Here is a 14705-nt window from a genome sequence, read left to right on the forward strand (position 1 = left end):
TTGTTTTCTTATACTTTCACCCAGTAGGCGCTGCCGCCGGATGTTCGTTCCATAAACCCGTAGTCAATCAAGTATCTCCGCAGTGTTACGTAGTCATCGTACACCGCTTTTAAAACCGAATTGACTTCCTTTTCTGTGTACTTTTTATTCGGCTCAAATCTTTTCATAACGTGCTTTAAGATGGCAATCTTCCGTTTTTCCTTTTTAGGAAATTCAAGCAGTTTCCCTCCCCCTTCGTTCTCAAAATACTTCGCTATGATTTCTTCATTTTCTTGCTCCGTGATCGCATACCGTTCATCAAGCATGGTAGCTGTTCGATGCACGCTAATAAACTTCTCCTGTTTTCCGGTTTTTGCTTCAGCCAAATCCATGATGGCGAGAAACACCTTTGCCTGTTTTGCCTTTTCCCTCAACGTAAAGCGGTGGTTTCGTATCGTAGATGTGCTGCCGCCGTCCAGTTCCTTCACAATTTCGGCATCGCTTCGTCCCTGGTAGAAGTAATTAATAAGCATTTTCTGGTGCTCGGTCAGACCTGTCAGCTTTTTGTCCAGGCTTAGCAGGTAGTCGAACATAGAAGTATGGGCGCGTGCAAGGTGAAGCTTTGCAAACTTCCCAGCCTCATAAAAAACATCCTCTTCCGAATAGATAACTCCTTTCATAAAGCGTGTCCCGCAAACAAGGCAGATGTATTCTTCCGCAGCATCATCATAAATATATCCGTGTTTTATCTCTTCCACGGTCGCATTCCAGAACAATTCAGAAACATCATTCATTGTTAAACACCTCAGGCTCGTTTAGTTATTATATAGACATTTTAATATATCGTTTATTTAATTTCAACTTTTTAATTTTAATCTTTAAAAAAATAAACGGTTCAGGGTGGAACAAAAGAAGAGGCGGTTGAATAAAGGAGAAGGAGATGGAATAATAGATAAGTGACAACAGACAGCAGAAAAGAAAAAGATGCGGAAAGCAGGGAAGGAGAGGCTGTTTAATGGAAAAGAAACCGATTGTATGCCAGCTGGATGAGCGGGGGAATCTTGTGCTTCCGGAGGAAATAAAAGAAGTACTCGGACATGGAACGATTGAAGTTACTGTACGGGAGGGCGCTGTTGTATTAAAGAAGGCAGAACCAGCTTATACGTTCATGTGGGATACAAGCCATAAAGAGAAGGAATAAGATTGCAATATTCCTGATTCGTGATACGATAGATGAGTAATTATTCTGTTTAATTTTTATAAATAGCATAAAAGCGCGGATGAAAACAGAAGGAGAGAACGCCGGAGGGCGTCGCCGAAGGAGCAAGCCACACCTTTTGAATCTCTCAGGCAAAAGTACTTCTGTGGGACGCAACTCTGGAGAGAGCCTGCCCTGGCAGGCCACCAAAGGGGAAACCGGCCGGTTAGACGATAAGCCGGGTAGCTCTCAGGTAAAAAGGACAGAGATAGGGATAATACCCTATTTGTGTCCTTTTTTTGTTGGGTAACATAGTAGGGGAAGGGACGAGCAGCATGTCCCTGGGTTTTTCTTGTGTCAAAATAATCGTGGGGGTGGCACGCTAGATGTCAGCACTAAAACAAACGCCTCTTTATCCTTTGTATAAAGAGTACGGCGCAAAGACGATTGATTTCGGCGGGTGGGATTTGCCTGTCCAATTCTCCAGCATTCTCGAAGAGCATGAAGCGGTTCGGACGAAAGCCGGCCTCTTCGATGTATCACACATGGGAGAAGTTGAAGTGAAGGGGCCGGATGCTCTGGCTTTTATTCAGAAGATGACTACGAACGATGCGTCTAAGCTTGCAGTGAACCAGGCCCAGTATTCCCTTATGTGCTTCCCGGATGGAGGAACTGTAGACGACTTGCTCGTCTACAAGCTGGCTGATGACCACTATATTCTCGTCATCAACGCCTCAAATATTGACAAGGATGTAGAATGGATGGAACGCCATGTGGAAGGAAACGTATCCCTGCGGAATATTTCCGAAGAGACAGCCCAGCTTGCTCTTCAAGGGCCTCTGGCAGAACAAATTCTTCAGAAATTGACGGGTGAGGATTTATCGGCCATCGGTTCCTTCCGATTCCTGCCGCATGTGAACCTGGGTGGAATTGATGCACTCGTATCCCGCAGCGGTTATACAGGGGAAGACGGCTTTGAACTGTATGTAAATTCTCAGGATGCACCTGCGCTGTGGAAAATCATCCTGGAAGCAGGCGGAGAGGACGTACTGCCCTGTGGATTAGGTGCGCGTGACACGCTGCGTTTTGAAGCGCGCCTGCCGTTATACGGACAGGAGCTGAGTGGGGACATCAGCCCCATTGAGGCGGGTGTTGGCTTTGCGGTAAAAGTGGATAAGGAAATTCCCTTTATCGGACAGGAAGCGCTTAGAGAGCAGAAAGAAAAGGGAGCGGCGCGCAAATTAGTCGGGCTTGAAATGCTTGAGCGGGGTATTCCCCGTTCACACTATCCTGTTTATGCCGGCGATGAGCGAATCGGCGAGGTAACGACAGGGACGCAGTCGCCTACGCTAAAGAAAAATGTAGGACTTGCCCTATTAAACCGCGAACATAGCGCAATCGGTACAGAGGTCGAAGTGGAAATCCGCAATAAACGGGTGAAGGCACACATTGTGCAAACCCCTTTCTATAAACGAGCAAAAGCATAGAGACGTACGGAATCCGGGAGGAAGAAAAGATGAGTGAAATTGTCGCTGCATTTAAATACAGCAAGGAACATGAATGGGTGGAAATGCTTGAAGGGGGTAAGGCACGTATTGGGATTACCCATTTTGCGCAGCATCAGCTCGGGGATATCGTTTTCGTTGAGCTGCCTGAAACAGGAGCGGCTGTGAAAGCAGATGAAAGTATGGGGACGGTGGAGTCTGTCAAAGCTGTATCTGACATCTACTCCCCGGTAAGCGGAGAAGTCGTAGAAATAAACAGCGGGCTCGAGGAAGCGCCTGACGCCATTAACAGAGACGCCTACAGAGAAGGGTGGATGGCGGTTATACAGCTGGACGATCCGCGTGAACTTGATCCGCTCATGACAGCTAAACAGTATGAGGCATTTATTAAAGAGGAGGAATAATTGTGACCTATCGATACCTTCCAACCACGGCGGAAGATCGGAAAGAAATGTTTGCAGCGCTTGGAATTTCAAATATTTCTGAGCTGTTTGCTGATATTCCTGAGAGCGTGCGTTTTCAGGGAGAGCTGCAAATCCCAGAAGCACTCGCAGAGACTGAATTGACGAAGCATATGGGCCGGCTTGCCGGAAAAAATAGCAATGCGCTTGAGTATGCCTGCTTCCTTGGTGCGGGCACTTACGATCATTATATTCCGAGTGTAGTGAACCATGTTATCTCCCGATCTGAATTTTATACCGCCTATACCCCGTACCAGCCTGAAATCAGCCAGGGGGAGCTGCAGGCGATTTTTGAGTTCCAGACGATGATTTGTGAATTGACAGGAATGGACGTTGCCAATTCATCTATGTATGACGGCCCGACTGCGCTTGCCGAGGCGGCGGCCATGTCAGCAGGGAAGATGAAAAGACAGAAAATCGTTGTCTCCCGTGCGGTTCATCCGGAAGCCCGCGCCATTCTGCTTACGAATGCAAAGGGGCATGGACTTGAAGTAGTCGAAGTAGGGTGTGAGAACGGAGTCACCGATCTTGCTGCGCTGGAAGCGGCTGTCGATGAAGCGACCGCCTCTGTTGTTGTGCAGTATCCGAACTTCTTCGGCGGACTTGAAGATTTGGCAGGCATTGAAAAAATCGCTCATAAACACAAGGGGCTATTCATCGTCAGCTCCAATCCGGTTGCTCTTGGCATTCTCCAGCCGCCGGGTTCCTTTGGCGCGGATGTTGTTGTAGGAGACGCGCAGCCGTTCGGGATTCCCATGGCTTATGGCGGACCGCACTGCGGCTACTTCGCTGTTAAGAAAGAATTAATGCGCCAGATTCCGGGCCGCATTGTCGGGCAGACGAAAGACGAACAGGGCCGCCGCGGCTTCGTGCTTACACTTCAGGCGCGCGAGCAGCATATCCGCCGTGAGAAGGCAACGTCTAACATATGCTCGAACCAGGCGCTGAATGCGCTTGCTGCTTCCGTCGCGATGACTGCGCTGGGAAAGCAGGGCGTGCAGGAAATGGCAATGCTGAATATCCAGAAGGCGCAGTACGCAAAACAGCAGCTTGCCGGCCTTGCGGGATATGAAGTTGTCTTTACTTCACCGACCTTTAATGAATTTGTTATCAAAACACCGGGCAGTGTCGGAGAAATTAATAAATCGCTCCTGCAGCAAAAAATCATCGGCGGGTTTGATTTGGCGAATGAATACCCGGAGCTGGACGGACACATGCTGCTGGCTGTGACTGAGCTTCGCACTAAAGAAGAAATCGACCAGTTGGTCCAAGGATTGGAGGGAGCCTACCGTGCCTAATGATTTCGAGAAAAAAGACCATCCTCTTATATTTGAATTAAGCAAACCGGGCCGGGTCGGGTATGATCTGCCCGCCTGTGATGTACCTGAGGCTGCGGTTACGGATATCATACCGGAAACGTTTATCCGGGAAGTTCCCGCTGAACTTCCTGAAATAAGCGAGCTTCAGCTTATGCGCCACTATACAGGGCTCTCGAAAAGAAACCACGGGGTGGACTCCGGATTTTACCCGCTTGGCTCCTGTACGATGAAATACAATCCGAAGATTAACGAAGACGTTGCACGTTATCCGGGCTTCGCCCGCATTCACCCGTACCAGCCGGAAGAAACCGCACAGGGAGCGCTCCAGTTAATGTATGAGCTGCAGGAAGACCTGGCGCAAATTACGGGCATGGATGAGGTGACACTCCAGCCTGCTGCAGGAGCGCAGGGGGAATGGACCGGGCTCATGATGATTCGCGCGTACCATGAGAGCAGAGGAGAAAAACGCACGAAAGTCATCGTGCCGGACTCTGCGCATGGAACGAATCCCGCCTCCGCGAGCGTTGCCGGTCTTGAGACTGTTACGGTTGGTTCGGATGAGCATGGATTTGTCGATGTAGAGGCGCTCCGGCAGGCTGTTGGTCCTGATACGGCGGCTTTAATGCTGACGAATCCGAATACGCTCGGCCTTTTTGAGAAGAGCATTGTTGAAATTGCGGAAGTTGTGCACGAAGCAGGCGGCCTGCTTTATTATGACGGAGCAAACGCCAATGCCATTCTCGGAAAAGCACGTCCGGGGGACATGGGATTTGACGTTGTCCATTTAAATCTGCACAAAACATTCACAACGCCTCATGGGGGCGGCGGTCCCGGATCCGGTCCGGTAGGCGTGAAAAAGGACTTAATCCCATTCCTTCCAAAACCGCAGGTAGTGAAGGAGGGCGATATGTACCGCCTTGATTACGATCGGCCCCAGTCCATTGGCCGCGTGAAAGCGTACTACGGTAACTTCGGAATTAACGTGCGCGCTTATACGTATATCCGCACAATGGGGCCGGAGGGGCTGCGCCTCGTGTCTGAGAATGCTGTACTCAATGCGAATTATATGATGCGCAGGCTTGCCGAGTATTATGATTTGCCATTCGATTACGTTTGCAAGCATGAGTTTGTTCTTTCTGGCAGGCGCCAGAAGAAACAGGGGGTGCGAACGCTCGATATCGCCAAGCGTCTGCTTGACTTCGGATACCACCCGCCAACGATTTATTTCCCGCTTATTGTAGAGGAGTGCTTGATGATCGAGCCGACGGAGACGGAGTCAAAAGAAACGCTCGACGAATTCATCGATGTCATGATTCGAATCGCCAGGGAAGCGGAAGAGACGCCGGAAGTGGTCCAGGAAGCTCCTCATCATACGGTTGTCAGCCGCCTGGATGAAGTGCTTGCTGCCCGCAAGCCCGTTCTCCGTTATACAAAAGAATAAGGCGGACGTCCGCCTGCGGATGCCAGTCAATAAATACCACCCGTGCGGGAAAGCCGGGTGGTATTTTGCTTGCCAGAGTGCAAATACTATCTCTAGATAGACAGGAGCTGGCGGGTTCCATGTTGATTACAGAAAGGAGTGGTTTTCCATGTTAACTCCGGAACAGCTTACCCATCTACGTTCACAGTTGGAAAATACGGTCCGTGGAGAAGAGGAAAGATTAAAAGATAACAGCCATTTCCAATTAAGCAGAGCGCAGGTTAAGGAAGCTTTGCGTGAACTTTCTAATTATGACAACCATCCTGCCGATTATGGAAGCGAAATGTTTGAACGGGAAAAGGATATTGCGCTTCTCGAACATTCGGAGGGGCTAATACGTGAAGTTCGCCGGGCTTTACAGGCAATAGAGGATGGGACGTACGGGGTTTGTGAAGTGTGTGGCGAGGACATCTCGTTTGAACGGCTGGAAGCCCTTCCTACGGCACTGCGTTGTTTTAAGCATGCAGATGAACATATCGTAGTAGCAGAGAGACCGATTGAAGAAAGTATCCTGACTCCTCCTTTTGGCCAGTTCGAATACGATGAACTCGATGGGAATTTTTACGATGCAGAGGATGCCTGGCAGGAAGTTGAACGATATGGTACGTCGGAAACGCCGTCCGATTTTTATGATGCGGGTAAGTTTGATTACAATGAAATGTTTATGGAATCGGGAGAAGATGTTGGATATGTAGAAGATATTGAAGGATTTATTCTTGCGGATATTCATGGGAATTATATTGGAATTAACACGGACTCCACCTTGCATGAGAAATACGAGGGGATGCTGGAGTCTGCGGATGTGATTTCTATTCTTGGAAACCCGGATCCTGTGGAAGATTACACAGACCGGGAAGGGTATGTAACGGAAGAAGAGGGAGAAAGAAAATAAGAAAAAGGGGTTCTTCGCGGAACCCCTTTTTAATGTAAGGGTTTTCAACTTAACGTTTCCCGTAATTGTCGGTAAATGGGTCTAACTCATCGTACTCATCGTCATGCCGGGCTTCGCCTTCTGCATAAAAATGGTCATCTCCATAAGCCACTTCTGCCTTCTCACTGCACCTTGAGCAATAGCTGCGACTACGTTCCCACAAAACTAAAGGGTCTCCACAGTAGATGCATAAGTCGTTCATCGCAACTCCTCCTTTGTGTTACTTATGGAATTCTTCCTGTCCCTTTCCTTACCTCCTGGCACATATTGTTAAACACCCAGGACATTGCTTTTTATAAAAATTCCATTAAAATTAATATGCTACAATGAATTGGAGGTTATTTTATAGCAAAAGAAGGAGAGCATGAACATGGAACAATGGCGTTTTATTGACACCGGAGTAAGTTCTCCGGCAATGAATATGGCAATTGATGAAGCGGTGCTAACGATACATAGCCAGGGAAAAACCAAACCATCCGTCCGTTTTTATACGTGGGAGCCCGCCACGCTCTCGATTGGGTATTTTGAAAAAGTAAATCAGGACATCAATATGGAAAAGGTGCGGGAATACGGCCTTGGATTCGTCCGCCGGCCAACGGGCGGCAGAGCGGTTCTGCACGATAAGGAGCTTACATATAGCGTAGTTGTGTCGGAAAAGCACCCGGAAATGCCGGCCGGTGTGACCGATGCGTACCGAATTATTAGCCTTGGGTTGCTCGAAGGCTTCCGTTCGATCGGGCTGCAGGCGGAAATGGCGAATCCGAAGGAAGAGAAATATGCCGAGCCTTCTTCCGCAGCGTGCTTCGACGCTCCGTCTGCCTACGAACTTGTTGTAGAAGGAAGGAAAGTGGCGGGAAGCGCCCAGACACGGCAGAAGGGAGTCATTCTTCAGCATGGGGCGATTTTGCTTGATATGGACGTAGACATGCTGTTTGATGTCATTCAGCACCCGAATGAGCGCGTGAAGGAACGATTAAAGAAGAGCTTTCTGGATAAGGCGGTTGCGATTAATCAGGTGCGTGCGACGCCATTATCGCTGGACGAAGCACGGAAGGCATTCCGGGATGGGTTTGCCAAGGGGCTGAACGTTGAGCTGGTAGATGATGGGTTGACGCCGGAGGAAAAGGAACTGGCAAATGAGCTGGTTCGTGAAAGATACGGATCCGATGAATGGAATTTTAAGAGGTAAGGCATACTGGCCTGAAAAGGCCGGTTTTTTTGTGGCAAGAGGTTAAAAGAACTATATATTGTGGTGGAAAATAAATGATTCGCAATATATAGACGTGTCTGCTGGTCTGTGGTAGACTTAGAAGACACCGATTAAATGTATCAAACTGGTACAAGTTGGTCAATTCCTATTTCCTATAAACGGAGGGTGAAAAATGGAGGCAACGACAGAAATGGCGTCAAAAACAAAGCTTGAGGGCTTAAGCGAGAAAATTTTTCTCGACCGGTATGCGCTGAAGGATACAAATCCGGATAATATAGCTGAGGGCAATACGGTTCTCGTACTGACAAAAGATGATCCGAAATTCCCGAAGAAGGAAGTCGGCATAGTAAGCAAGCGTGAAGGAAATACGCTTCATGTGGTGCTGCGCAATGGGGAAACGGTTACTGCGGACGCAGATAAGACGTTAAAAACAATTGAGCAAACACCTGATGAAATGTGGGACCGCCTGGCAAGAACGATCGCTTCGGTCGAGGCGACACCGGAAAAGCAGCAGGAGTGGACAGGCAAGTTCCGCGAGCTTCTCGATGACTGGAAGCTGGTTCCGGGCGGAAGGATTGCAGCGGGCGCAGGTGCAAATGATGAGCTTACGCTGTATAACTGCTATGTGATTCCTTCTCCAGAGGACAGCCGTGGCGGAATTATGGATACGCTCAGCCAGATGACGGAAATTATGTCGCGCGGCGGCGGTGTTGGAATCAATTTGTCGAGCCTTCGTCCGCGCCGCGCGCAGGTAAAAGGCGTGAATGGTTCCTCCAGTGGTTCGGTTTCCTGGGGCGGGTTGTTCAGCTATACGACAGGTTTAATTGAGCAGGGTGGCTCAAGACGTGGTAAATAATGTAAATTAAGCGTAAATGTGCCACGTAACCTCGTGAATTGCTGGGAACTCTTTATTATGTAATGCCACTTCAAAGATATTAGCAAAAAGTTATATTTATTGAGGTGAGCCTACATGAATTTTTACGATGCAAAAGATAAACAGATCTGTTTATTATGCAGAGAAGAATTTTCACATAATAAACAAGGTCGTTTCACTTCTCATTTAATTCACATACATGGAATGAATTTGCATGAATACCTTTTACGTTATTACTACGCAAAAGAGGACCTGATATGTCATAATCCGATATGCACAAAAACTGTAAAATTAAGACGGGGTGTGCCTAATCTTTTTTGTACAACTTCTTGTCATAAAAAAATGGATAGGGTCCGTTCTTGTGAAGTATGTGGTAAAAAGTTCGCAAAGGAAGACATGCGTGTGAAAACATGTAGTAAAAAATGTGGGCAAAAATTAATATCTTCCCAGGTTTCTCTATGGCACAAAAAAATGCCAAAAGAGTACAAACTAAAACATTTTTCAATAATAGGAAAAAAAACGGCAGAGACGAGGAGAGGTAATTATCGTCCGCCATGGAACAAGGGGAAAACAGGGATTTATAGCGAAGAAACCATTCAAAAAATTCGTCAAGCAGCTCTTCGTCAATTTGAGAGAGAGTCCTTTAGAAAAACAAGAATAGAACATATTATGGAGGAACTGCTTTCCAGTTTGAATGTGGAGTATCGATATTCTTTCCAGCTAGAGAACAGGCAATATGATTTTATACTTCGGGATTACAAACTCCTTATTGAATGTGATGGAGACTACTGGCATTGTAACCCAAAGTTTTATCCTGTTCCTAAAAGGTGGCAAATGGAAAGAAGAAAAATTGATGAATTAAAAGATGAAATTGCAAAACGGAATGGGTATCAAATCCTTCGCTTTTGGGAAGATACAATTTTGAACAATTTAAATGAAGTGGAACGTATCATTGTATCGTATTTATCACGTTAGCTACAACGTAACTGGAAACGGTAAGCGTGAATGCCTAAAAATAACGTGGTGATAAAGACAATCAGCAGCCAAGCCCCTACGTCATGAAAGGATATGGGGAAGGTTCAACGGCCATCGAAAGCACGTATATAATATACGGAAGCGAGTAGAGTAGGACTCAAGCGGGTCCGAAGTGCGAGGACGCTGCAAAGCGTAAGATATGGTCTGGACTCTAAAGTGATTTAGAGAGTCGAAGTAGCGATTCGACGTAACAATATGGCATTAATGCTAATGATGAACGATTGGCACCCCGATGTGCTTGAATTCATTACCGTCAAACAAAACATGGGCATGATTACGAACGCGAATCTTTCCGTTTGCGTGAGCAACGGTTTCATGAAAGCAGTTAAGGAAGATTTGGATTGGGATTTGAAATTCCCGGATACATCGGATCCTGAATACGATGAGTTATGGGACGGAAACCTTGATAAATGGCTTGAACTCGGTAAAGCAGTACGCGTGTATAAAACAGTGCGCGCCCGCGATGTATGGCACACGATTGTTGAGTCTGCATGGAAATCAGCGGAACCAGGTGTCGTATTCATGGAATACTACAACCAGATGTCCAACAGCTGGTATTTCAACCCGATTATTTGTACGAATCCGTGTGGAGAACAAGGACTTCCTGGATGGGGTGTGTGCAATCTTTCCGCCATCAACCTATCCAAATTTACAAAAGACGGCGAAGTGGATTGGGACAGCCTATCTACCGCTGTACGCTATGCTACTCGTTTCCTTGATAACGTCGTTGATGTTACGCCATACCACTTCCCGGAAAACGAAGCGAACCAGAAGAAAGAGCGCCGCGTAGGTCTTGGAACAATGGGTCTTGCAGAAATGATGATTGACCTTAAGGTCCGCTACGGCAGTCCGGAATCACTTGAATTCCTGGACAAACTGTATCATTTTATCGCTCGCGAATCCTATCTTGCTTCGACGGAAATCGCTGCGGAAAAAGGAAGCTTCCCGGCATTCGATGCAGATTTATTCCTGCAGAGTGGATTTATGAAGCAGTTTGACGACGAAGTGCGAAATGCGGTAAAAGAGAACGGCATGCGGAATGTAACTGTTCTTACGCAGGCTCCTACGGGTAAAGTGATTGCCCCCTACGTTTGTAAAAACGCAGCGTAAACTTGGCTATATGCGGGAAACTCCGAGTATCCTTTCGTACCTGTGCCTTGCCAGCACGCAAAGGTAAAAATCGAAAGGTGCGGGCAATCCGCCGGGAAGTCGTGGCTGACCCCTCAACGACTACACGCCGAGCACCAGGTTTTAAACCAGTATTTACCTCTGAAATAGTTCTTGATAAAATTAGGACAGGGGTAGAAAACATGGAAAAGCAATGTCTAAAATGCGGTAAGACAATAAAAGTAAAACCCAGTCATTTTGAACGTAAGAGGTTTTGTTCTCGCGAATGTAAATATGATTATTACAGAGAAAGCTCTACCTTCAATGCACACTTGAGCAAGAAAAAGGAAGTTTGTTGCAATACCTGTGGTAAGTCTTTTCTTAAAAAGCAATCTGTAATAACAGAACGAAATTTTTGTAGCCGGGAATGTTCAAATAAATACAAATCAGCTTATTGGGAAGATTTGTATGGACATATTAAAAAGCAGGTTGTAGTAACTTGTGAATTATGTAAAAAAGAGTTCCAAGTAATACAATCCAGGGTCAAGACTGCAAAATATTGTTCTAAAGATTGTTTGGGAAAAGCAAATGGAGAACGAGCAAAGGTGCAATTAAGAAAGCGTATTGAAGTTCCCTGTACTAATTGTGGGCGTCCAATCTTTAAAAAACCGTCAGTAGTTAGGGATTGGAATTTCTGTAATCAGGAATGTATGGCCGAATACTACCTTGAATCAGGGTTGTTTGCAGGCGCAAACAATGGTGCCTGGCAAGGTGGGGACATAAACTATTATGGCCCTAATTGGAACGGTCAAAGACGCAAAGCGAGAAAACGAGACAATTATACCTGCCAAGACTGTGGTGTTACGGAAAAGGAATACGAGCAAGAACTATCTGTTCATCATATCGTTCCTTTTAGGATGTTTAAAAGTTATAAGGAAGCCAATGAACTGGAGAATCTTATAATTTTATGTGAATATCCCTGTCACCGTAAAAGACATGCTGATAAAGAGTATAAGAGCAAGTATACTCTTGAGAAATAAATCTCCTGGTTGATGATATAGTCTGATCCATATGGCGACATATGGAGTGGGTACTAATAATCCCACCCCCTGGAAAACAGGGAGTAACAAAAATGAGCACAGGAACCATGGTTGGTACGAGCACAGGAATTGAGCCTTTCTACGCATTCGAATACTTCCGTCAAAGCCGTCTTGGATTTGACAAACAGTATGTACCGATTGCGAAAAAATGGATGGAAGAAAACGATAGTGAAACACTGCCGGATTACTTCGTCAGCGCCATGGATTTATCGGCGGAAGACCATGTACGCGTGCAGGGTGCTATCCAGAAATGGGTCGACAGCTCCATCAGTAAAACAGCGAATGCACCTGCTGATTTCACGGTAGAAGAAACAAAGGCGCTGTATGAACTTGCCTTTGATCTTGGCTGCAAAGGGGTAACCATTTACCGTGATGGAAGCCGTGACGTACAGGTATTAACAACAAAAGAGAAGGACAAGGATGAGGAAAGCAAGAAGGAGCCGGTTAAGGCGGCTGCAATTTCCCCTTCCACAGACCTTGATGAAGCACCGCCGACGAAAGATTACAGACGCCGTCCGCAGCGCTTGAAAGGTTCAACATATAAAATGAAAACACCGTTAGGAAAAGCATACATAACGGTGAATGAGGCGGACGGAGCTCCGTTTGAAGTGATCGTTAATGTAGGAAAAGCGGGCAGTGACGTGTTTGCCATGTCAGAGGCGCTCGGACGTGTATCTACGCTGTTCCTTCGTTTCGGGGAACTGCCTGACGGAAACAAAGCGCGTCTGCTTATCAAACACCTGAAAGGAATCGGCGGTTCCGGCGCTGTCGGGTTCGGCGTAAACCGTGTGGATTCAATTCCGGATGCAGTAGCGAAGGCAATTGAATTCTCTCTCGACGGAGAAGAGGAAAATGTAATCGCATCGGCGAGTGAAAGCATCCAGACCGAGACGGCTCCGAAGATACAGGAAAGAGACGAAGACGGGGACGTCTACCGTGAAGGTCTTGATCTTTGCCCGGAATGCGGAGCGGCAGCGCTTGTAGCTGAAGAAGGCTGTAAGCATTGTGAGTCTTGCGGCTATTCAAGATGCAGCTAATGGCCCGGTTACTGTGAGGCGTCATAGATAAGTATTGTGATTTCTCATAATTACTTGGATCTGTCTCATAATTAGCTGGACAGTTTGTCATAATTAATTATACTTTTGGTTGTTTATTCGTAAAAAAGTATAATTATACGATAGTGATATTTAGCATATAGACATATCCATATTTAGCTCATCAAAATTTAGCTAAATATGGATATTGAAGACTTAAATTCAAAAGCAAAGCTTTATAGAAAATTTATAGAATAACTTACAAAACTTTCAACGGCATCTAGAAAAAAAACTAGATGCCGTTTTTTTTAAAGAATGCCATGATGCTATTTACCTGAGTTGATATGGAGGGAAAAAATAGTGATAAAGAAGGCGGAAAAGCTAGTACATGTTCAAAGAGCAGCAATTAGGAGACTTCTTTTTTCTTATGTAGATGAAAAGGATTTGCTTCATCGATACACTATGGTTACTACAAAGGGAAGTAAAGACATCAGGGAATCTTTAATTTATCTTGATAAGGATTCATTAATAAAGATTGTACAAAAAAGTCCTGAAATTTCCCAAGATTTCATTGATGAGTGTGTTGAGGAGTACAGATATAGCAGTAGGCCTAGTTTCCAACTATATTTGTTACAATCCTTGGAGGAGAAACTAACTTCAAAAAAGTTCATTACAAGGTTTGGGAAAAATAAGGGATTAGAAATATGGCTCAACACCATAAAATGTCCTTGCTTTTATTAATAAATAGAAAAACATCTGTATATCTGCTATGTTGAAAGTGCGAACAACCAACAAAGCGAGGTTATACAGATGCCCTTTCAGTATATCAATTCTTTACTCCAGATACCAGAATTAGAAGTGAAGGATCTGCGTATAGACAATGAGGAGTTTATTATGGAAGTGGAACCGACGGTTCCTGTTCAGCCATGCCCCTATTGTCAGTCTCTTTCCGTGACTCTTCGGGGGATTTCTTATGAACGCAAAGTAAGACATCTTCCTATTTTCGGGAAAAAATCATACCTTCTCATCTCTGCCATTCGTATATCTTGTACAGATTGTATGGGTGTTTTCATGTGGGGATATGAATGCGTTCTCCCTCGAAAACGATATACAAGGGCGTTTGAAGATCGTTTCCCCACCTATGTAATTGGGTCTACCATCGACAAGGCTGCCGCTATTTTAGACGTTCCATACAGCACCGTTGAACGGGTGTATAAACAGTGGATGAAGAAGGAATGTCCGTCTCTCCAAGCCTCTTGCATTCAAGAAGCCACAGAAAGAGAAGGGCTCGTGCTTGGAATCGATGATTTTGCAATTCGAAAAGGAAGCACCTATAACACGGGATTACATGATTTACGCGGTGAAAGTTTACTTGATATCCTTTCGGGCCGAACCATTGAAGAACTTCGTATCGCGTATCAAAATCATCCTGCCTTATTTGATCTGAAGCCTGTCGCTGTGGTGATGGATTT

13 protein-coding genes, 3 pseudogenes and 2 riboswitches are annotated in these 14705 nt (G+C 45.9%); of the genes and pseudogenes, 14 read left to right on the plus strand and 2 right to left on the minus strand.

The annotated features are described in order from the left end of the window. Positions 1-8 precede the first annotated feature (8 nt). On the minus strand, positions 9-773 hold the full coding sequence (locus MBEAL2_RS26770) for a DUF2087 domain-containing protein (protein ID WP_047155271.1): 765 nt from the start codon (positions 771-773) through the stop codon (positions 9-11). Positions 774-994: 221 nt separating this feature from the next. On the opposite strand from MBEAL2_RS26770, the gene MBEAL2_RS26775 reads away from it, so the two are divergent. The 6 genes from MBEAL2_RS26775 (at position 995) to MBEAL2_RS26800 (ending at position 6834) form a co-directional block, all read left to right on the plus strand. Continuing rightward, the gene (locus MBEAL2_RS26775) at positions 995-1180 is read left to right on the plus strand and encodes a hypothetical protein (RefSeq protein ID WP_047155272.1); all 186 of its coding nucleotides are present in this window, start codon (positions 995-997) and stop codon (positions 1178-1180) included. 79 nt (positions 1181-1259) lie between these two features. Further along, positions 1260-1351: riboswitch (glycine riboswitch) on the plus strand. A 3-nt stretch (positions 1352-1354) separates the two neighbouring features. Continuing rightward, positions 1355-1445, plus strand: a riboswitch (glycine riboswitch). Positions 1446-1563: 118 nt separating this feature from the next. Next, the gene (gcvT, locus tag MBEAL2_RS26780; RefSeq protein ID WP_047155273.1) at positions 1564-2664 is read left to right on the plus strand and encodes a glycine cleavage system aminomethyltransferase GcvT; all 1101 of its coding nucleotides are present in this window, start codon (positions 1564-1566) and stop codon (positions 2662-2664) included. A gap of 29 nt (positions 2665-2693) precedes the next feature. Further along, entirely contained in the window at positions 2694-3086 is a 393-nt protein-coding gene (gene gcvH / locus MBEAL2_RS26785) for a glycine cleavage system protein GcvH (RefSeq protein WP_047155274.1), read from the plus strand. 2 nt (positions 3087-3088) lie between these two features. After that, entirely contained in the window at positions 3089-4441 is a 1353-nt protein-coding gene (gcvPA, locus tag MBEAL2_RS26790; protein WP_047155275.1) for an aminomethyl-transferring glycine dehydrogenase subunit GcvPA, read from the plus strand. Beyond that, entirely contained in the window at positions 4434-5903 is a 1470-nt protein-coding gene (gene gcvPB, locus MBEAL2_RS26795; RefSeq protein ID WP_047155276.1) for an aminomethyl-transferring glycine dehydrogenase subunit GcvPB, read from the plus strand. Before gcvPA ends, gcvPB begins: the two co-directional genes overlap by 8 nt. A gap of 148 nt (positions 5904-6051) precedes the next feature. Next, complete coding sequence (locus MBEAL2_RS26800; protein ID WP_047155277.1) at positions 6052-6834, plus strand: TraR/DksA C4-type zinc finger protein; 783 nt, start codon at positions 6052-6054, stop codon at positions 6832-6834. A 49-nt stretch (positions 6835-6883) separates the two neighbouring features. Here MBEAL2_RS26800 and MBEAL2_RS26805 read toward each other — a convergent pair whose 3' ends face one another. Next, positions 6884-7075 (minus strand): hypothetical protein, encoded by a 192-nt coding sequence (locus MBEAL2_RS26805; protein ID WP_047155278.1) that lies wholly within the window; start codon positions 7073-7075, stop codon positions 6884-6886. A gap of 168 nt (positions 7076-7243) precedes the next feature. Between MBEAL2_RS26805 and MBEAL2_RS26810 the strand changes: the two genes are divergently transcribed. The 8 genes and pseudogenes from MBEAL2_RS26810 to MBEAL2_RS26845 form a co-directional block, all read left to right on the plus strand. Further along, on the plus strand, positions 7244-8062 hold the full coding sequence (locus MBEAL2_RS26810) for a lipoate--protein ligase family protein (RefSeq protein ID WP_173427746.1): 819 nt from the start codon (positions 7244-7246) through the stop codon (positions 8060-8062). A 211-nt stretch (positions 8063-8273) separates the two neighbouring features. Continuing rightward, positions 8274-8933 (plus strand): annotated as a pseudogene (locus tag MBEAL2_RS26815) (ribonucleotide reductase barrel domain-containing protein); the annotation flags it as partial. Between the two features lie 120 nt (positions 8934-9053). Continuing rightward, positions 9054-9932 carry an endonuclease domain-containing protein gene (locus tag MBEAL2_RS26820; RefSeq protein WP_047155281.1) on the plus strand — a complete coding sequence of 293 codons (879 nt, stop codon included), beginning with the start codon at positions 9054-9056 and terminating at the stop codon, positions 9930-9932. Between the two features lie 258 nt (positions 9933-10190). Then, positions 10191-11063, plus strand: a pseudogene (locus MBEAL2_RS26825) (ribonucleotide reductase barrel domain-containing protein); the annotation flags it as partial. Between the two features lie 239 nt (positions 11064-11302). Beyond that, positions 11303-12139, plus strand: coding sequence for an HNH endonuclease (locus MBEAL2_RS33345; protein WP_052948051.1), 837 nt, complete (start codon positions 11303-11305; stop codon positions 12137-12139). 95 nt (positions 12140-12234) lie between these two features. Further along, positions 12235-13236 (plus strand): annotated as a pseudogene (locus MBEAL2_RS26835) (TSCPD domain-containing protein); the annotation flags it as partial. 357 nt (positions 13237-13593) lie between these two features. Continuing rightward, a complete protein-coding gene (locus MBEAL2_RS26840) occupies positions 13594-13974 on the plus strand; it encodes a hypothetical protein (RefSeq protein WP_047155282.1) in 381 nt (126 codons plus the stop codon). Between the two features lie 69 nt (positions 13975-14043). Further along, positions 14044-14705: transposase family protein (locus MBEAL2_RS26845; RefSeq protein ID WP_047155286.1), on the plus strand; the 662-nt coding region annotated here is incomplete at its 3' end.

The sequence above is a fragment of the Aneurinibacillus tyrosinisolvens genome (genome assembly GCF_001015055.1).
GTDB lineage: Bacteria > Bacillota > Bacilli > Aneurinibacillales > Aneurinibacillaceae > Aneurinibacillus_A > Aneurinibacillus_A tyrosinisolvens.